Source organism: Hymenobacter sp. 5516J-16 (genome assembly GCF_022919335.1).
In the GTDB taxonomy this organism is placed as follows: Bacteria; Bacteroidota; Bacteroidia; order Cytophagales; family Hymenobacteraceae; genus Hymenobacter; species Hymenobacter sublimis.
Genome location: NZ_CP095058.1, coordinates 3,180,294 through 3,197,008, shown reverse-complemented (window position 1 = coordinate 3,197,008; position 16,715 = coordinate 3,180,294). Strand labels below are relative to the sequence as shown.

General features: G+C 60.2%; 24 protein-coding genes. 17 read left to right on the top strand and 7 right to left on the bottom strand.

The annotated features are described in order from the left end of the window. The first annotated feature begins 133 nt into the window (after positions 1-133). On the top strand, positions 134-700 hold the full coding sequence (locus tag MUN84_RS15915; RefSeq protein ID WP_244695014.1) for a hypothetical protein: 567 nt from the start codon (positions 134-136) through the stop codon (positions 698-700). Here MUN84_RS15915 and MUN84_RS15910 read toward each other — a convergent pair. Both MUN84_RS15910 and MUN84_RS15905 read right to left on the bottom strand, forming a co-directional pair. Continuing rightward, positions 666-1,217 carry an RNA methyltransferase gene (locus MUN84_RS15910; RefSeq protein WP_244695013.1) on the bottom strand — a complete coding sequence of 184 codons (552 nt, stop codon included), beginning with the start codon at positions 1,215-1,217 and terminating at the stop codon, positions 666-668. The genes MUN84_RS15915 and MUN84_RS15910 overlap by 35 nt on opposite strands. Then, positions 1,202-1,471 (bottom strand): hypothetical protein, encoded by a 270-nt coding sequence (locus tag MUN84_RS15905; protein ID WP_244695012.1) that lies wholly within the window; start codon positions 1,469-1,471, stop codon positions 1,202-1,204. The genes MUN84_RS15910 and MUN84_RS15905 overlap by 16 nt, the downstream gene beginning before the upstream one ends. A 147-nt stretch (positions 1,472-1,618) precedes the next feature. Here MUN84_RS15905 and MUN84_RS15900 point away from each other — a divergent pair, with 147 nt between their 5' ends. From MUN84_RS15900 to MUN84_RS15830, 15 genes are all read left to right on the top strand, one after another. Beyond that, on the top strand, positions 1,619-3,103 hold the full coding sequence (locus tag MUN84_RS15900; RefSeq protein WP_244695010.1) for a sensor histidine kinase: 1,485 nt from the start codon (positions 1,619-1,621) through the stop codon (positions 3,101-3,103). A gap of 250 nt (positions 3,104-3,353) precedes the next feature. After that, positions 3,354-3,764, top strand: coding sequence for a response regulator (locus tag MUN84_RS15895; RefSeq protein ID WP_244695009.1), 411 nt, complete (start codon positions 3,354-3,356; stop codon positions 3,762-3,764). Positions 3,765-3,793: 29 nt separating this feature from the next. Continuing rightward, a complete protein-coding gene (locus MUN84_RS15890) occupies positions 3,794-4,195 on the top strand; it encodes a hypothetical protein (protein ID WP_244695007.1) in 402 nt (133 codons plus the stop codon). A 294-nt stretch (positions 4,196-4,489) separates the two neighbouring features. Beyond that, positions 4,490-5,131: a hypothetical protein gene (locus MUN84_RS15885; RefSeq protein WP_244699113.1), complete on the top strand. Its 642-nt coding sequence runs from the start codon at positions 4,490-4,492 to the stop codon at positions 5,129-5,131. Further along, on the top strand, positions 5,083-5,409 hold the full coding sequence (locus tag MUN84_RS15880) for a hypothetical protein (RefSeq protein ID WP_244695005.1): 327 nt from the start codon (positions 5,083-5,085) through the stop codon (positions 5,407-5,409). Before MUN84_RS15885 ends, MUN84_RS15880 begins: the two co-directional genes overlap by 49 nt. 326 nt (positions 5,410-5,735) lie before the next feature. Continuing rightward, positions 5,736-6,251, top strand: a complete 516-nt coding sequence (locus tag MUN84_RS15875; RefSeq protein WP_244695004.1) for an endonuclease III domain-containing protein — start codon at positions 5,736-5,738, stop codon at positions 6,249-6,251. Positions 6,252-6,346: 95 nt separating this feature from the next. Next, positions 6,347-6,514: a hypothetical protein gene (locus MUN84_RS15870; RefSeq protein ID WP_244695003.1), complete on the top strand. Its 168-nt coding sequence runs from the start codon at positions 6,347-6,349 to the stop codon at positions 6,512-6,514. 36 nt (positions 6,515-6,550) lie between these two features. Continuing rightward, positions 6,551-6,829: a DUF167 domain-containing protein gene (locus MUN84_RS15865; protein ID WP_244695002.1), complete on the top strand. Its 279-nt coding sequence runs from the start codon at positions 6,551-6,553 to the stop codon at positions 6,827-6,829. 106 nt (positions 6,830-6,935) lie between these two features. Then, a complete protein-coding gene (locus MUN84_RS15860) occupies positions 6,936-7,736 on the top strand; it encodes a ZIP family metal transporter (RefSeq protein WP_244695001.1) in 801 nt (266 codons plus the stop codon). A gap of 92 nt (positions 7,737-7,828) precedes the next feature. Next, complete coding sequence (locus MUN84_RS15855; RefSeq protein WP_244695000.1) at positions 7,829-8,041, top strand: tetratricopeptide repeat protein; 213 nt, start codon at positions 7,829-7,831, stop codon at positions 8,039-8,041. Continuing rightward, on the top strand, positions 8,005-8,421 hold the full coding sequence (locus MUN84_RS15850; protein WP_244694999.1) for a tetratricopeptide repeat protein: 417 nt from the start codon (positions 8,005-8,007) through the stop codon (positions 8,419-8,421). Before MUN84_RS15855 ends, MUN84_RS15850 begins: the two co-directional genes overlap by 37 nt. Continuing rightward, complete coding sequence (locus MUN84_RS15845) at positions 8,391-8,939, top strand: ATP-binding protein (RefSeq protein WP_244698957.1); 549 nt, start codon at positions 8,391-8,393, stop codon at positions 8,937-8,939. Before MUN84_RS15850 ends, MUN84_RS15845 begins: the two co-directional genes overlap by 31 nt. Further along, positions 8,906-9,226 (top strand): hypothetical protein, encoded by a 321-nt coding sequence (locus MUN84_RS15840; protein ID WP_244694998.1) that lies wholly within the window; start codon positions 8,906-8,908, stop codon positions 9,224-9,226. The genes MUN84_RS15845 and MUN84_RS15840 overlap by 34 nt, the downstream gene beginning before the upstream one ends. Before the next feature lie 18 nt (positions 9,227-9,244). Continuing rightward, positions 9,245-10,450, top strand: coding sequence for a tetratricopeptide repeat protein (locus MUN84_RS15835; protein WP_244694997.1), 1,206 nt, complete (start codon positions 9,245-9,247; stop codon positions 10,448-10,450). Positions 10,451-10,492: 42 nt separating this feature from the next. Beyond that, positions 10,493-11,701 (top strand): tetratricopeptide repeat protein, encoded by a 1,209-nt coding sequence (locus tag MUN84_RS15830; RefSeq protein ID WP_244694996.1) that lies wholly within the window; start codon positions 10,493-10,495, stop codon positions 11,699-11,701. Positions 11,702-11,845: 144 nt separating this feature from the next. Here the strand turns inward: MUN84_RS15830 and MUN84_RS15825 are convergent, their stop codons facing one another. The 4 genes from MUN84_RS15825 to MUN84_RS15815 all read right to left on the bottom strand — a co-directional run bounded on the left by MUN84_RS15825 (position 11,846) and on the right by MUN84_RS15815 (position 15,828). Next, a complete protein-coding gene (locus MUN84_RS15825; protein ID WP_317238971.1) occupies positions 11,846-13,018 on the bottom strand; it encodes an ammonium transporter in 1,173 nt (390 codons plus the stop codon). Continuing rightward, on the bottom strand, positions 12,934-13,227 hold the full coding sequence (locus MUN84_RS24015) for a hypothetical protein (protein WP_317238970.1): 294 nt from the start codon (positions 13,225-13,227) through the stop codon (positions 12,934-12,936). Before MUN84_RS24015 ends, MUN84_RS15825 begins: the two co-directional genes overlap by 85 nt. 484 nt (positions 13,228-13,711) lie before the next feature. Continuing rightward, positions 13,712-14,857 (bottom strand): threonine synthase, encoded by a 1,146-nt coding sequence (locus MUN84_RS15820; protein ID WP_244694994.1) that lies wholly within the window; start codon positions 14,855-14,857, stop codon positions 13,712-13,714. Positions 14,858-14,922: 65 nt separating this feature from the next. After that, on the bottom strand, positions 14,923-15,828 hold the full coding sequence (locus MUN84_RS15815) for a LysR family transcriptional regulator (protein ID WP_244694992.1): 906 nt from the start codon (positions 15,826-15,828) through the stop codon (positions 14,923-14,925). Between the two features lie 260 nt (positions 15,829-16,088). Here MUN84_RS15815 and MUN84_RS15810 point away from each other — a divergent pair, with 260 nt between their 5' ends. Further along, positions 16,089-16,394, top strand: coding sequence for a hypothetical protein (locus tag MUN84_RS15810; protein ID WP_244694990.1), 306 nt, complete (start codon positions 16,089-16,091; stop codon positions 16,392-16,394). Between the two features lie 240 nt (positions 16,395-16,634). Here the strand turns inward: MUN84_RS15810 and MUN84_RS24660 are convergent, their stop codons facing one another. After that, the gene (locus MUN84_RS24660; RefSeq protein WP_410780106.1) at positions 16,635-16,715 is read right to left on the bottom strand and encodes a hypothetical protein; all 81 of its coding nucleotides are present in this window, start codon (positions 16,713-16,715) and stop codon (positions 16,635-16,637) included.

The window sequence follows — 16,715 nt, the reverse complement described above, 5'->3', positions numbered from 1 at the left end:
TGGTGACATGCTGAGTTGACGAGCATATTGTACAACAGCAAGCAGTCTGGTACTTTTGAAGGAAGAGTTCGGTTCAGCAGTCCACGAGGAAGCTGGCTGAACTCACTTTTTTATACCTACTACTGAATTGCCGGTGCTACAACGTGTACTCGCTAGTGCTACCCTTAGCTTTCTAATCAGCCTGACGGCCGCTCAGGCCCAAGATGCCGCTGCTACGGCCGCGGCCATGACGGACAAACCTGGACAGTACGAATATCGGCTTTCGGAGCTGGGTTTCGAGGAAACCTTTGGCTTCAACGATACGGCCCGGGCGGTTATTCGACTCTACTACGCCAAGTGGAAAACCGGCCGCCAGATTATGCAGTTTGCTGGCGCGCCGATACCCATTGTAAGCGTGCTGGGCAAGCACTACAACCCCGATCCGCGCACGGGCGGCGTGGCCCCCAACTACAGCTCCTACTACTACGACCCCTGGGTAGCGCCGGTAGCGTACAGCCTGTTGGGCGTATCGGCTTTTGGGCTGGTGAAGGCTACCGTCTGGAACCGCAAGCAACTCTACCACACCATTCGCCAGTACCGGGCCAGCCGGCAGCTACCCTCGCAGGTGACGCCCGCTTTGCTCGCGCCCTACCTACGGGCCGTAGCTGAGGAAGATAACCGCCGCCTTACGCCTCCCGTTGCCGTACCGCCTCAAAAGTAAGAATGGCTGTGGCCGTGCTTACGTTCAGTGAGTCAATGGCCCCGCGCATGGGAATAATGATGGTTTGGTCGCAGGCCTGCAGCAGGGCGGGAGTCAGCCCATCGGCCTCGGTGCCCATTACCAGCGCGGTAGGCCCCCGGAAGTCGCAGGTGGTGTAGGCCACGGCCCGCTCAGTCAGAGCCGCAGCGTAGGTCCGGATACCGTGGCGGCGGCACCAGCCCAATAGCTCGTCGCGGGTGGTGGCAATGGTAGGCACCGTAAACGAGCAGCCAATACTGCTGCGAATGGCATTGGGGTTGAACAGGTCCGTACGCGGGTCGCAGACGATAACGGCCGTAGCCTGGGCCGCGTCGGCAGTGCGTAGAATGGCGCCCAGGTTGCCAGGTTTCTCCACGGCCTCCAGCACCAGCAAAAGGGGAGCGGCGGGCAGGGGTAGCTCTTCCAGGGTCAGGCGCGGGGGCACGGCCAAGGCCAATACTCCGTCGGAACCTTCGCGGTAAGCTACCTTCTCGAACACGGCCTTCGATACCTCAAACCACTCCGTAGCCCCGCCCCAAACAAGGTGCGCAGCTCCTGCTGCCGCCCGGCGCCGGCTAGCTCGGGGCACACAAACAGCGCCGGCACGGCTACCCCCGCACCGTGGGCAATGGTCAGCTCCCGCAGGCCTTCAATAATGGTCAGCCCCTGCGCGCGCCGCTCCGAGGATTTTTGCTGGAGCTTAAGCAGGTTTTTGATGCGCGGATTCTGGGGGCTGGTTATCAGGTCGGGCATGAGTGCAGGGTAAGGACGAGCGGAAAGCTGGGCCCACCGGGGAACCGGTCTTTCGCCGCGAAGATACGCACCGAACCCACCGCGGGCTGCGTACCGGCAGAGCCCGTACCTTGCAAGCCCCTACCCTTCCCCGCCGAATCAGTCTTTATGAGGCTTAAGCTAAATACCAAAATTGTTCTGGGCTTTATCATTGCCGTGGGCGTGCTGCTGCTCACCTCCGCTGCCTCCTGGTACTGTATCCAGCAGCTGGCTTACTACACCCAGCGCGTAGAGCATACCTACCAGGTGCTGCAGGGCACGGCCAACATGCGCTCCAACATCCGCGACGCGCAGAGCCACATCCGCAGCTACCTGCTGCTTAACGATACGGCCGCCCTAACCAGCTTCCGCAGGACGTTGCCCGAAATTCATACCAACTTCGAGTTGCTGCGGCAGCTTACCCTCGACAACCTCAACCAGCAAAGTCGCCTCGATACGCTGGAGCTGGCCACGGAAAACGAAATTGCCTACCTCACTACCTGGACGAAGCGCCTGCCCGGCACGGCGGCGGTGCGGGAGTTGATTCTCGGCGACCGGGACCGGCAGTTGCAAGTACGGGCCCTGCTAGAGCGGGTGCGCCAGGAGGAAGAAACGCTGCTGCTGGAACGGCGCCGCCGCCAGGATTTCTTTGAAACCACTACCCCGGCCGCCATAGTGGTATCGGCGGTGCTAGCGGCTATTATTGTGCTGTGGCTGTTCACCAAAATCACGCGGGAAGTGCGGGCCAACGAGGAGTTGCAGCGCGAGCTGGCCTACAACAACGAGCAGGTCGCGCACCGCATCCGCATCATTGAGTCGTTGGCTAATAAGGTAGTGCAGGGCGACTACACGGTGAAAATATCTGACCAGGAGCAGGACAGCCTGGGCAACCTGGCTACGGCGCTCAACCACATGACCCAAACCCTAGACACCAGCTTCACGGCCCTGGAAAACCGCAACCGGGAGCTTGACCAGTTCGCTTACGTGGCTTCCCACGATTTGAAAGCGCCCCTGCGCGGGGTTGTTACGGTGGTTAAATGGATTGAGGACGAGCTCAGCCAGGAGCTCAGCCCCCAGATGCGCCAGTACTTGGAAATGATTAAGGGCCGGCTGAACCGACTCGAGGACCTGATTAATGGCCTGCTGGCCTACGCCCGCGCCGGTCGCACAGAGCAAAAGCTGGAAGAAGTGTCCGTCGGTCAGCTGGTGCAGGACATCACGGAGCTGGTTGTGCCGCCTACCTTCCGGGTAGAAACGCCTACTCCACTGCCCACCTTTGTTACCGACCGCCTGAGCCTGCAGCAGGTATTCACGAACCTGATGGGCAATGCCGCCAAGTACCACCACCGCCCCGACGGCCTGCTGCGCATCAGCTGCCGCGACTTGGGTGAGTGCTACGAGTTTCGGGTGCAGGACGATGGCCCGGGCATTGCGCCCCAGTTTCACCAAAAGGTGTTTCTGATGTTCCAGACCTTGCGCGACCGAAACTCGGCCGAGAGCACCGGTATTGGGCTCAGCATCGTAAAGCGAATCGTCGAAGAAAAGAAAGGCACCATTCACATCGAGTCTGAGGAAGGCAAAGGAGCCGCCTTCATCTTCACCTGGCCCAAGTAAGTGAATGAGTAATTGAGTGAATGAGCGAGGGGTTATAGCGAGGTGAAGTGTAGGCCATGCTTCTTTTCTTTTGCCTCAACGCTCACTAACCCAACACGCCCTTACGCCAGCACGGACGGTAAAGGCGTGTCACATGCCAGAGGGTAGCACGTTGGTCAGGAAGGATGGCGGCGTGCCTCCTCACTATGACAGTTCACTCAATCCGTCATCCACCAACTCACTAGTTCACCGTCTTACCATTACCTTCCTTATGCGTTCTGTACTGCTCGTTGAAGACGACTTTTTTGATACCATGACGGCCCAGAAGGCTTTCGAGAAATTCAGTGTGCCACACAAGCTCTACACGGCCTTTAATGGGCTAGAGGCGCTGGATTTGCTGCTGGGCACGAATGGTGTGGAGCCCATTCGGCCGCTGCCCGAAGTGATTCTGCTGGATTTGAACATGCCCAAGATGAACGGCCACGAGTTTCTGGCCGAAATCCAGAATTTCCCCGAGCTACGCGCAATTCCCGTGTTCGTCACAACCACCTCGGGCATGGACGTCGACCGGCTGAATGTCCAGCATTTGGGCGTGCGCGGCTACATTCTCAAGCCCCTGGACTTTGAAACCAGCCCGGATATGGTAGACAGCATGAATCTGCTGGAGAAGCTTTTGCGTTAGCTTTCTTTTACTACCCCTTGAGCTTGCGCATGGAACTGGCTTTTGAGAATCCTTACTGCCACATCTATTTTGATCCGGCCGGTCCCATGCTGGTCCAGACCTGGAAGGGCTTTGTGGCGGGGGAGCCCCTGCGGGAAGCGCACGAGGCCACGCTCCGGCTACTCCAGCAGCACGGGGTCGGGAAGGTGCTGGCCGATACCCGGCTCATGCGCGTCATTCCGCCCGCCGACCAGCGCTGGATTGCCGACAGCTTTCTGCCACGGGCCCGGGCGCTGGGGTATCGGCTGGTGGCCGTAGTACTTTCCGCGGACATGTTTAACCAGATTTCTGTGCAGAACATCCTGGCCCCGCTGGCCGAGGAAAACACCCTAACAGTGGAATATTTCGGCAACCTGGAAACGGCCCGCGCCTGGTTGCTTAAGGCGCGGTAGCGTAGTGGTTGCTTGGGGGCGTGCAACCAAAAATAAGCGGGCGGAATCAACAGTAGTAGCGCAAGACTTTTCCCTTCCCGTGGCAGCCCAGAGCCGATCTATACGGGCGAAACGGATTATTTCGTTTGCTTAGCAGGCCGGGCACCTTCAGGGGGTTTCCCCTGTTGGCAAATCCGGGCACTACCCGGCGCGAGACGGACCTTTCACGGCCTGCTCACGCCCAGAAACTGCTCTTCCCGACCACTCTGCTTTACTAGCCTATATGCTGATTCGTTCTCTCTCCCTTTTTCTACTTTGCGCGGTAGCCGCTCCCAGTCTGGCCCAACAAACGCCGCGGGAGCTAAACACCCTGCCCGGCGCACCTGCTCCCACACCGGCGCCCGCTCCTGCTACCCCCCCGCCCCGGCCGCGGTAGTACCTGCCAGCCCTGCCGATACTACCCGGCGCGCGCCCCGGGCCCTGGCCGCCCCGCCTACCGTCCCTGACTCAGCCCGACGGCGGCCGGCGCAAGCCCAGCTGCCACCCGCCAACACCACCCGCTATGCCGTGGGCCTGAAAAGCGGCCAGGTAGTGCGCGGCTACGATGTGGAGCTGAAGCAGCCCCTGCTGGGGCGCACCTTTGTGCTGGTAGATGGGCAGCAGCGCTTCGAGCTAAACGACGTGCGGTACTACGAGGACGAAACCGGCTTTTATGTGCGCACTACCCTGCCGGGCCGCTCCAAGCGCGAAAGTACCCTGCGCCGCGACCGGGTAGGCCGCATCAGCCTGTACTCCATCACCAATCAGCAGTACGTGAACAACCCCTACGGCTACAGCCCCTTCGGTTACGGCCGGTACGGGTACGGCAACCCTTACGGGGCTACGGGGGGTATGGCGGCTACCGCACGGTGCGCCAGGAGTATTTCAGCAAGGACAATGGCCCCATCGAGGACCTGAGCATCCGCAACTTGCAACTGGCCACCACGGACAGCCCCGGGGCCCAACAGCTCCTGGCTAACGCCCGCCGCTACCAAACCTTTACTACCCTGAGCTACGTGGGTGCCGGGGGCCTGCTGCTGGCCGGGGTGCTGTCCAGCTTCAGTGGTAACAATAGCTTTTCCGTCTCGCCCCTGATGTACGCCGCTATTCCCCTGGCCATTGTGCCGCTGGTTATTGGCGGTAAGCAGCAGAACAACATCAAGCAGGCCATTCTACTCTACAACCGCGGGCAATAGCCTTTTGCTTGGCTGCTCTCATACAAAGCCCTGACCGGTCTGGTCGGGGCTTTTTCGTGGGCCAACTCAACCTCGGCAGCGGCAAGTTGCGTAGGCGTAAGCGTGACTGCTTCCCTCCTACCTCCCGCTCCCGACCCTAGCCTGGCTGCCCGCCGGGAGCTGGCGTTGTGGGCGCACGAACGCCTCTGCGCTGAATACGGGGCTCCTTTCCCGTTCTTCAGTTCCAAAGATCCGCTCAGTGAGCTTATTAGCTCCATGCTTTCCCACCGCACCCGTAACCAAGACTCGCACCGCGCCTACCAGCAGCTGCGGGCCCGCTTCCCGACGTGGACCAAGTGCGCGAGGCCCCTACCGCCGAGGTGGAAGCTGCCATCAGCCCGTGTACCTGGCCCGAGCAGAAGGCCCCGCGCCTGCAACAAGTGTTGCAGGAGGTAAGCCAGCGCTGCGGTGGCCCCTGCGACCTGCAGTTCCTGGCTGAAATGCCAATTCCGGAAGCCCGGGCCTGGCTGGAGCAGTTGCCGGGGGTAGGCCGCAAAACCAGCGCCGCCGTGCTGCTGTTCAGCACCCTACGCCGCCCCGCCATGCCCGTCGACAGCCACCACCACCGGGTAGCCCAGCGTCTGGGATTGATTGGCCCAAAGGTAGGCGAGGCTGCCGCCCATGCTTTGCTGGAGGATTTATTGCCGCTTGGCTGGGATGCCCAGCAGGTATACGACCACCACGAGGCCCTGATGTTTCACGGGCAGAAGTGCTGCTACTTTCACACCCCAGCCTGCGGGCGGTGCGTGGTACTGGCGCGGTGCCCCTTCGGGCAAGCCCGCGTGGGAAAAGTAGCGGAGTAACACAGGGGCTGAATAACCGTTTTGGCAGGGCTGAAGGTAGCCGCTCTGCTAGCTGCTTTTTTGCCATCTTACCGGCCTACCCTTATTGCTTTGCTATGAAAATGACGTACGGTTTGCCCGCTTTGCTTTCCGCCTTCTTTCCCGGCCTGGGCCAATTAGTGAAAGGCCAAATTCTGAAAGCCATTGTGATTTGGATTGTGGGCGGAGCCATTGGCTTTTTACTAGGCTGGACGATTATTGTGCCCGTAGCCCTCTGGGCTTAGAATGTGTACGATGCCTACAACGACCCCGCCTAAGCCGTGCCCGTTCTTCACCTGAAAGCCAAGCCCAGTGGCCGACGCAATCAGCTGGAACTAGCCCCCGACAGCAGCGTGACCGTCCGGCTGAACGCGCCCGCCCAAGATGGCAAGGCCAATGCTTGCCTGCTCAGCTACTTGGCCGAGGTGTTTGGGGTAGCAAAATCCAGCCTAACGCTGCTGAGTGGGCACGCGACGCCTTTCAAAAAAGTAGACGTAGGTGGCCTTTCGCCGCAAGCATTCCACATGGTACTGGAGCGGTTTCGGGTTACGAAGGAGTAGCCCGGAGAGGTAGCAAGCACATCCTTCAACAGGGAGGTTGCGTTGGGCAGTTTAGCCCTAGCGTTGCATTAGCGCCGACTGCTTCAGCTCTTTTCTTTACCTCTATATGATGCATTTTCCTACCTGGGCCGTAGCTGGCTTTTGGGGGCTGGTATCGGGCTCCGCCCTGCTGCTGGGTGCCGCCGTAGGCTACTTTGCCCACGTTCCGCAACGCCTGATTGCCGCCGTTATGGCCTTTGGCAGCGGCGTCCTGATTTCTACGCTCTCCTTCGAGTTGATGGCGGAGGCGTACGAAAAAGGCGGCTTCGACTCCACGGCCATCGGCTTTGTGGGCGGCGCAGCGGTATACACGCTGGCCAATTGGCTGCTGGCCCGCCACGGAGCCAAACACCGCAAGCGCTCCGGTGAGCACCAGAGCCAGGAGCGGGCCGCCGTGCAACAGGGCCAGAAGGAAGCCAGCAGCGCCGGCGACGATAACGGCATGGCCCTAGCCATCGGGGCCCTGCTCGATGGCATACCGGAAAGTATCGTCATTGGTCTGAGCATGCTGGCCGGGGGCGGCGTAAGCGTGGCGGCGGTGGTAGCCATTTTTATGAGCAACTTACCTGAGGGCCTGAGCAGCGCCGCCGGCATGCGTAAGGCCGGCCGCACGCCCACCTACGTGCTGGGCCTTTGGGCCGGCATTGCCCTTATTTCGGGCCTGGCTTCCCTGGCGGGCTACTCCCTGTTCAGCGGCTTTTCGGCGGAGGTAGTGGCCGCTACCACGGCCGTGTCGGCGGGGGCAGTACTGGCCATGATTGCCGACACCATGATTCCGGAAGCGTTTGAGGTAGCCCACAATTTCACGGGCCTTATTACCGTACTCGGCTTTTTGGTATCGTTTGTACTGAGCAAAATGGGTGGGTAACACTGTGGATTTTCGGCAAGAATCAAGGCCTATACGTCTGCTACGCGCGGTAAATCTGCGTAGCTTGCAGCTACCGTCTACTTCGCTTGCTTATGTCCGCTACCCCCAACTCGTCCGCTATTCAACCGCTACTGGAAGCCCTATCCTTCTCGCCCGATAACCTCCCCTTGCGCAAGCACGTGGCCAGCCTGCTCACCCAGGCCGGGCGCTTTGCCGAGGCCGAAGAACTATACCGCACCGGCCTGCGCCAAGCCCCAACGACGCCGAGTTGCAGTTGGGTCTGGCCGAAGCATACGCCGAGCTAGGCAAATCCTCGGCCGCCTTTGTGGTAGTAGAGGAGCTGTTGGGCACCCACCCGGAGCACGCCCGAGCCCACCTACTCCACGCCCGCCTGCTACTAGCCGCCGACCAGCTGCCGGCAGCCCGCGAGGCCTACGCTACCGCCCTTACCTACAACCCCACCCTGGAAGACGCCGAGCTAGCCAGCCGCTTGCGGGGGGCCAAACGGCCCAGCCGGCCCACGGCGGTGCACCCGCTACTTTTCCGGGCGGCCTGGGCAGTACTACCTCTGAAGACGACGACTTCAGTGCCATTGAGCACACCCTGTTCAGCGGACTGGAGCGGCCCAAAATTACGTTTGCCGACGTGGGCGGCATGGAAAGCATCAAGGAGGAAATCCGGCTGAAAATCATTCATCCGCTGCAGTTTCCCGAACTGTACAAAGCCTACGGCAAGGCGGCCGGCGGCGGTATGCTCCTGTACGGCCCGCCCGGCTGCGGCAAAACCTACCTGGCCCGGGCCACGGCCGGCGAGGTGCAGGCCAGCTTTATCCACGTCGGTATCAACGACATTCTGGATATGTGGCTGGGCAATAGTGAGCGAAACCTGCACCAACTATTTGAGCAGGCTCGCTTGCAAGCGCCGTGCGTGCTGTTTTTCGACGAAGTGGACGCCCTAGCCGCCAACCGCCACGATTTGCGCCAGAGTGCGGGCCGCACCGTCATCAACCAGTTTCTTTCGGAGCTGGACGGGGCTACCCGCTCCAATGAGGGCGTCCTGATTCTGGCCGCTACTAACGCCCCCTGGCACCTCGATTCTGCCTTCCGCCGCCCCGGCCGCTTCGACCGGATTCTGCTGGTTACGCCCCCGATGAGGCGGCCCGCGAGGCTGTGCTGGGCGTATTGTTGCAGGGTAAGCCGGTAGCGCCATCCATAAACCTGCGCAAGCTGGCGGGCCAAACCGCTGGCTTTTCCGGCGCCGACTTGCAGGCCGTAGTAGACGTAGCCATTGAAACCCGCCTGCGCGAATCGATGAAGGCCGGCAAGCCCCTACCCCTGGAGCACGCAACCTTAGCTGAGGCAGCCGGCAAAGTGAAGCCCAGCACCCGCGAGTGGTTTGCCACGGCCAAAAACTACGCGCTGTACTCCAACGAAGGTGGCATTTATGACGACATTCTGGTGTATTTGGGCATCAAAAAGCCCTCGGCATAGCTGCAGGACCAGAAAGCCATGAAGCACGCCGAGCAAACCCGGTGGCAGGAAACCGTACAGCACCTACTAGCCGTGCGCCGGCCGGAGCAAGCGGAGCAACTCTTGCGGCACCGGCTGGCTATCAACCCCCAGGAAGCTGCCGCGCATGAGTTGTTGGGCCTAGTGCTACTCAACCAGCGTAACCGCAACGTGGAGGCCCTGGCCGCTATTCGGGAGGCTATTGCGCTTGACCCGCAACAACCCGACGCGCATTACTTCCACAGCGTCTGGTTGCTGCGTAACGAGCAACCATTCGAAGCCTTGCGGGCTATTGAGGAAGCACTGCGGCTTAATGCCCGCAATGCCACCTATTTAGGGTACAAGGCAGTTATTCTGAATGCAAGGCAGCACCCAGAAGCGGCGCTTGAAACAACTGCCCAAGGCTTATTCCTAGATCCGGGCCACGTTGAATGCCTCTACCAACGCATCCGGGCGCTCAAAGACCTGGGTCGTTATGAATTAGCCGTTGTTACGTTACAGCAACTAGTGCGCTGGCATCCTAACCTAGCAGTAGCTCACGCACAGCTCGGCGAGGAGGCGCTTCGGACCCACCAATTAAAGGTAGCAGAGGGCCATTTTCGCGAAGCCATTCGCTTGAATCCTACCAATGAACGCACTCAGCGGAAGCTACTGCCGCTACTAGCACAACTAGGCCAGGAAGCTCAGCGGCAGCGGAAGCCAGATGAAGCGCGCCGGTATTTTCTGGAGTTATGGCAGCTTGCGCCCCATGAGCCAGCTGCCCACCACGGCTTGGAGCAACTGGCGAAGGAAAGCTTTTGGCTGAAACGGCAGCTGCTGCGCCTTGATGCGTGGTCGGAAGCGGTGCAGCAAGACCTGAAAAAGGGCCAGCTGCGCGCGTTTCTGCAGCTGTATCTGGTCATGGTACCGCTGATGGCCCTGTTTTGCCTACCCTTGCTCCTGGTTATGCTTTATGCCACCCTGCAGTGGCGTCTGCATCCTGACGTACAGCGGCTGCGGCAGCACTCGCGCCAGGCAACTATTGGCCGGGTGGCTGTGGAGGTGGGAGTAGGACTACTTGGGCTAGGGCTGATTGTGGCATTACGGCTGTGGCTTAATACCGTATCGGATGAGGTTATCCTGGTTCTGCTGGGACTGCTGGCCGTTAGCGTAGGCGTCAACGTGTTCCGCCAGCGGAGAAAAGCTTCTTCCTCTCTGCCCAAATAACGTTTCTCATTTTTATTACTCCCGACGCTCCCTACTCTTCCCATGGAACAAGCCAACTGGCCCGACCGGATTTTACTGCTACTGCGCCAGGGCCGGGCGGCCCAGGCTGAGCAGGAGCTGCGCCGCATTCTGCACCAGGAGCCCAATGATGCCCTGGCCCACGCTTGGCTCGGCATGGCCTTGCTAGATTTGGGACGACTGCCGGAGGGGCAAGAACACATTGAAACAGCCATTGGCCTGGCTCCCGAGTTCGACTTTGCCTACTACCTGCTGAGTTTGGCTCACCAGCGCCAGCAGCGCCTACCGGAAGCGCTGACGGCCATTGAGCAAGCCCTGGCCCTCGACCCAACCGACCCAAATTACCACCACACCCTGGGCCTGATCCGGTTTCAGCGCGGCCAGTGGGAAGGTGCCCTGCGCTCCGCCGAGCTAGGCCTGGCCTACGACCCCGAGCATGTTGATTGCCTGGGGCTGCGGGGCCGTTGCCTGGCTCGCCTCGGGCGCGCTCAGGATGCGGCCGATTCGCTGGAAACCGCCCTGCGCCACGACCCCGACGATGCCGGCACCCACGCCGACGCCGGCTGGGTGGCCCTGGAAGCCGGCCGGCACCAACAAGCCCTCCACCACTTCCGCGACGCCCTGCGCCGACAGCCTACCTCCAACTACGCCCGCGAAGGACTGGTAGAATCATTGAAGGCTCAGTACTGGCTGTACCGCGCCTTTCTGCGCTTTACCGTCTGGACGGAAAAGCTGGGCGGGGCCACCCGGCGCCTGCTCTTCATTGGGCTGTACGTGCTGGTGCGGTTCGTACCCGTGCTATTACCCATTTACCTGCCTCTGGTGTTTATGAGCTGGTTTTCTGACCCCATGTTCAACGGCTTGCTGCTGCTGAACCCCTACGGTCGGCATGCTCTTTCAGCAGCCCAGCGGCGGCAGGCCCTGGTTTTTGCCGGCGTTCTGCTAGCCGCTACCCTCCTGCTGACTGCGGCAACTTTCGCCCACCTGGCGGGGGTAGGCGTGTTAGGCGGCAGCTTGCTGGCGGCCTTATTTCCGGTTACGGTAGCCCTTCGGCCCTACAGCACCCGCAAAGCCCGTGGGTGGGCCGTGGCAGCCACCGTGGTGCTAGTAGGGCTAGGGCTGGCCGGATTGGTGGCGGGGTTGTTTCTTCCGGTAGAAAACCTGCAAAAGGGAATTGTGGGGGCGCTGTTCATTGCCTGGCTAGCCTACCTCTGGTCTACAGCCCTGCTGTAAACCTTGCCGCCGAAAAGCAAAAAGGCCACCGGATTCCCCGCCGGTGGCCTTCACGTAGTTGCCTCTCATTCCTTCTAAACTCACCTGCTACTTGAGAGGCACCCCGGGGTTTTCAGGCCCGAAGCACGAATAGCAGGTGTTGCTCTACGCATTTTCCGGGGCAAACTCCCGCCGGTACGTGCGTTCAAATTCCTCGTCGATGTGGTAGGTTGATTCCTCGTGCTGGCTTAAATCGAGCCCCAATTCTTCTTCTTGAATTTTTACGCGCAAGCCGAAGATGCGGTCGGTAATTTTCAGCAGAATCCAGGCGCCCACGAAAGAATAGGTAATAACAATCAGCAGGCCCAGCAGGTGGTAGCCGAAGGTGGTGAAAGTGCCGTGGATTAGCCCAACCTTATCAGCAAACACGCCCGTCAGGAGCATGCCCACAATGCCGCCCAGGCCGTGGCAGGGAAATACATCCAGGGTATCGTCGATGGTGGTGCGGGAGTTTTGCCAGTGCACGGCGGCGTGGCTGATCAGGGCGGCCAGCACCCCGAACAGGATGCTTTGCCCGTACCCGATGTAGCCGGCGGCCGGGGTAATGGCCACCAGGCCCACCACAGCACCGGTGCAGGCACCCACGGCAGTGGGCTTGCCGCCCCGGGCTACCTCAATGAGGACCCAGGCAATAAGAGCCGCTGCCGAGGCCAGGTTGGTGTTCACGAAGGACAAGGCTGCCAGCTCGTTAGCTCCCAGGGCCGAACCCGCGTTGAAGCCAAACCATCCAAACCACAGCAAGCCCGTGCCGAGTAGTACGTAAGGCACGTTCGGGGTTGAAAAGGAGGAGGTACGCAGATTGGCCGAGCGGCGCCCCAGCACCATGGCCCCGGCCAGGGCGGCCACGCCCGCCGAAATATGGACCACGGTACCGCCCGCAAAATCAAGCACGCCCCATTTGCGCAGGAAACCTTCGGGGTGCCAGGTCCAGTGGGCCAGGGGGCAGTAGATAAACAGGCTAAACAGCACCATGAACGCCAGATACCCCTTAAAGCGGACCCGCTCGGCGAAGGAGCCGGTAATTAGGGCCGGGGTGATAATGGCAAACTTAAGCTGAAAGGCGAAGTAGAGGATGAAAGGAATGGTGGCAGCAAAAGCTGGGTTGGGCGCCGTGCCTACGTTGCGCAGAAGGGCAAACGTGAACGGGTTACCAATTAGTCCGTGCCAGGAGTCGCCGTAGCAGAGCGAGAAACCTACGAAATAGAACAGTACAGAAATAACGCCCAGGGCCACAAAGCTTTGCAGCATGGTACTGATAACGTTTTTGGGCCGCACCATACCCCCGTAAAAAAACGACAGGCCCGGGTCATAATCAGCACGAAGGCCGTGGCCGTGAGCATCCAAGCTACATCGGCGCCGTTGAGCGAGCCAGGAGTGGCGGCGGGGTGTGGCACGTCCACAAAAGCGGCAACAAGGGCCAGCACCAGCAGTACACCTAGCGTGAACAGGCTGAAACCAGGATGAAAGGGAGCTACTTTAGAAGTCATATTGTCTTTTTCAGTATACCGCTGTTATTTCTAGGGTCAATATACTGAAAACATGTACTTATTTTCAAATCATACCTCTACACGGATAGTCTTTTTCAATTTACAAACATGTTTTATCATAAAATGACATCCAAAGCTACAGTCTAGCATAACATCAGTTTACTGCATAATAAACCCTTCGATTTCCTTCACTATCGGTGGGAGAAATCGAAGAGCATAAGACAAGCACCAATGCGAATCGACGTTGGGCAACTGCGGGGCAGTGACTATTAAGCCGTCATTCCGAGCGAAGCGAGGAATCTGGGTTAGCCTCTCGTGAGTGGCCCAGATTCCTCGCTTCGCTCGGAATGACAGCTGTTTCTTAATTGTTTTTCTGAGGCAGCTTAGCCGGTTAGCTGCGCTGGCATGCGTAGCAGGCGCAAGCGCCTTGCTGTTTAGGCTAGGCCAACGATGTTTTCGAGGTACTTCTGGGCGGAGCCGGTATTCAGCAGGAGCACCTGCTCCTCCGGGCGAATCCAGCCGGTGCGTAGCAGCTGGCGGGCGGCCATCCAAACGGCGGCACCTTCCGGGCCACAAACAGCCCTTCTTCCTTGCCCAGCTCCCGGAGCCCTTCCAGCATCTGCTCATCGGTAATTGCCAGGGCTAACCCTTCCGATTCATCCAGCACGTCCAGCATTAATGGCTCGCCGAGGGGGCGGGGTACAGCCAAGCCGTTGGCAATGGTGGGCTTGCCTAGGTAGGCCTGGCAGTTAAGCTGGCGGCCTTCCCGCGTTTCAACCAAGGGGCAGCAGTTGGCAGCTTGCACAGCCACCATGCGTGGAAGCTGGGCCGTAGCAGGCAGCCACCCCAAGGCCTGCATTTCGCGCAGGGCTTTCCAGATGCCGATGAGGCCGGTGCCGCCGCCAGCGGGGTACAGCAGCACGTCGGGCAGGCGCCAGTTGAGCTGTTCGGCCAGTTCGTAGCCCATGGTTTTCTTGCCTTCGAGACGGTAGGGCTCCTTTAGGGTAGAAACATCGAGCAGCTCTCCGGCCGCATTCAGCTCCCGCACCCGAGCGGCGCAGTCGTTGATAAGGCCATCCACGAGGTGCACCTCGGCCCCGTACCAGTAGCACTCCTCCCGAAAGGCCTGGGGCGTGTGGCGCGGCATAACCACTACTGCCCGCAACCCGGCCCGCGCGCAGTAGGCAGCCATAGCTACCCCAGCATTGCCGGCGGTGGGAATAATGCAGCCTGTAACGCCCAGCTCCTTGGCCTTAGAAATGGCCATGCTCAGCCCACGGGCCTTAAACGAGCCAGTTGGGTTCTGACCTTCATCCTTGAGCCGCAGGTCCTGGAAACCGTAATGGGCCGCCAGCCGGGGCAGAGCCAGCATCGGGGTCCAGCCCTCGCCCAGACTGACGCGGTTAGCCTCGTCGAGCAGGGGTAGCAAGGAGGCGTAGCGCCACATGGAGTTTTCCGTGGTTTGAATGCCGGCGGCACGGGTGAGCGGCTCGCGTAGGTCGTAGTCGGCTACGAGGGGCTGGGCGCAGCAGCTAGAAACTCGCTGCAGCGAGAAGGCCGAGTACGGGGCGTGGCAAGCGGCACAATGCAGCTGCTGAAGACAGGAGGCGGTAGCGAGGAGGGTTGACATAGTGCGGAGTTCAACGCAAAACTCCCCGTCAGCTATTCCAAACCCAAACGGCCATTTGGAATAGGCTATTCCGTTTTGGAATAATGGCGCCGGGCAAACTGCACAAAACTCTTATAAGGCATGTTGTTTTCGGTGCCTTTGCGCTGCACGAAATCGAAGTGGCGGACCAGGTTTAGGCCGTGTACGGGCACTTCTACCAGCTCGCCAGCCGCCAGCTCTTTCATTACGGACTGTCGGGGTAGGAAGGCCAGGCAGGTATCTACTCGCACAAAGTTTTTGAGGGCTTCGGTGCCGCCCAGTCGCACTTTTACGGGCAGGTCAGCGAGGCGAATTCCTTTCGCAGCCAGGGCTTCTTCCAGCACGGCCAGCGTGCCGGAGCCAGCTTCGCGCAAAGCCACTGGAATCCGGCGCAGGTCCTGGGCTGCTAGCTCCTGCCGGTGCAGGGGGTTGCGCCCGGAGCAGACGGCCACTACCTCGTCGGTTAGGAGGGGCGTGTAGGTAACGTTGCTGACTTTGTGAATTCCCTCAATGATGCCCAAATCAATTTCGTGCTCCAGCAAAGCTTTGAGGATGTTCTCACTGTTGCGGTTTTTGAGCGTCAGTTGGGTATGCGGGTACTGGCCGAGGTAGGCGGAAAGCACCGGCGGAATAACATAGAGCGAAATGGTAGTGCTGGCCCCGATGACCATGCGCACCTGGGGCGAAAAATCGGGGCTGAGGGCCGTGAATTCCTGGTGCAGCTCGTGCTGGAGCTGGCGGGCCACGAGCAGCTTCTGATAGAGCAGTTCCCCGGCCGGCGTGAGCTGAATGCTGTTGCCCAGGCGCTCAAACAAGCCCGTTTTGTAGTGCTCCTCTAAGGCCTTTACCTGCTTGCTCACCGCCGATTGGCTCAGAAACAACGTGTGGGCAGCCTTGGTGAAGCTAAGCTGCCGGGCAACTTCCAGAAATACTTCGTGCGGGTGGGAAAGCATGCCGACAAGGTAACGAGGTAGGCGGTTAGGGCAAGCAGGCAAAACAGCTTGTAGGGCCTGAAAAACGCCAATAATAAAAATATGTGTAAAATTTTGTCATTCATTTGGTAGTTATCCGCCGAGCAATCTGTATGTTTCGGTCCCTATGCTACTGTGGGCTAGGGGCAGCGGCCTGTGGGTTATCCGCCGCGCCCCGCCCACGCCATTATGGGTCGCTTGCCGGCGGCCGGTTGTGTTTTATCACTTAATCAATCATCTCTATGGGTACTTCCCTGTTGGTGCTGGTCGTCGTTGTGGTGGCCATGCTGTACCAGGACCTTACCAAGCGCGTGCGGGAGCTTAGCCAGCGCCTGCAGCAGCGCGAGGACGAGCACCAAGCGCTTCAGGCTACCGTGGAACGCCTGCGGCAGGAACTGCAGCTACCACATCCTGACTCACCGCCTGCAGCCGCTGCTCCTGCCCCACCTCCGGTAGCCGCGCCGGTACCAGCAGCACCACCTACGCCACGAGAGTGGTACCGAGCATCGGCCCCGGCTGTTCCCCGGCGGCGGCCGTACCGCCACTAGCCCCAGCTAGTGCTTCGCCGGCGGTAATTCTACCGGCTCCAGCGCCGGCCGCTTCTCCAGCCCAGACCGAAGCTGCTTTACCTACACCGGCGTCACCCCTACCGCCCGTGGCCGCTCCCGCTGCTACCCCGGAGGCAACCCCAACAACGCCGGAAACAGCGCCAGTCCCGCAGCCAGTCCAAGCCCCGATAGCGCCAGAGCCAAGGCTAGTTGCACCGCCCACAACCTCAGCTGCTTCAACTACCCATTCTCAGCCTGCAAGCCAAGCTCCGGTCCGGGCCACTTCGGTGCCGGCGGAGTCTGCACCGGTAGGTTCCTCAC

What these genes read in the sequence shown, in the direction of transcription:
- MUN84_RS15810 (WP_244694990.1), top strand. Translation starts at nt 16,089, where the DNA reads ATGGGTACTTCCCTGTTGGTGCTGGTCGTCGTTGTGGTGGCCATGCTG.
- MUN84_RS15825 (WP_317238971.1), bottom strand. Translation starts at nt 13,018, where the DNA reads ATGGTGCGGCCCAAAAACGTTATCAGTACCATGCTGCAAAGCTTTGTG.
- MUN84_RS15845 (WP_244698957.1), top strand. Translation starts at nt 8,391, where the DNA reads ATGGAAAGCATCAAGGAGGAAATCCGGCTGAAAATCATTCATCCGCTG.
- MUN84_RS15835 (WP_244694997.1), top strand. Translation starts at nt 9,245, where the DNA reads ATGAAGCACGCCGAGCAAACCCGGTGGCAGGAAACCGTACAGCACCTA.
- MUN84_RS15905 (WP_244695012.1), bottom strand. Translation starts at nt 1,471, where the DNA reads ATGCCCGACCTGATAACCAGCCCCCAGAATCCGCGCATCAAAAACCTG.
- MUN84_RS24015 (WP_317238970.1), bottom strand. Translation starts at nt 13,227, where the DNA reads ATGACTTCTAAAGTAGCTCCCTTTCATCCTGGTTTCAGCCTGTTCACG.
- MUN84_RS15890 (WP_244695007.1), top strand. Translation starts at nt 3,794, where the DNA reads ATGGAACTGGCTTTTGAGAATCCTTACTGCCACATCTATTTTGATCCG.
- MUN84_RS15895 (WP_244695009.1), top strand. Translation starts at nt 3,354, where the DNA reads ATGCGTTCTGTACTGCTCGTTGAAGACGACTTTTTTGATACCATGACG.
- MUN84_RS15815 (WP_244694992.1), bottom strand. Translation starts at nt 15,828, where the DNA reads ATGCTTTCCCACCCGCACGAAGTATTTCTGGAAGTTGCCCGGCAGCTT.
- MUN84_RS15820 (WP_244694994.1), bottom strand. Translation starts at nt 14,857, where the DNA reads ATGTCAACCCTCCTCGCTACCGCCTCCTGTCTTCAGCAGCTGCATTGT.
- MUN84_RS15900 (WP_244695010.1), top strand. Translation starts at nt 1,619, where the DNA reads ATGAGGCTTAAGCTAAATACCAAAATTGTTCTGGGCTTTATCATTGCC.
- MUN84_RS15855 (WP_244695000.1), top strand. Translation starts at nt 7,829, where the DNA reads ATGTCCGCTACCCCCAACTCGTCCGCTATTCAACCGCTACTGGAAGCC.
- MUN84_RS15860 (WP_244695001.1), top strand. Translation starts at nt 6,936, where the DNA reads ATGATGCATTTTCCTACCTGGGCCGTAGCTGGCTTTTGGGGGCTGGTA.
- MUN84_RS15830 (WP_244694996.1), top strand. Translation starts at nt 10,493, where the DNA reads ATGGAACAAGCCAACTGGCCCGACCGGATTTTACTGCTACTGCGCCAG.
- MUN84_RS15870 (WP_244695003.1), top strand. Translation starts at nt 6,347, where the DNA reads ATGAAAATGACGTACGGTTTGCCCGCTTTGCTTTCCGCCTTCTTTCCC.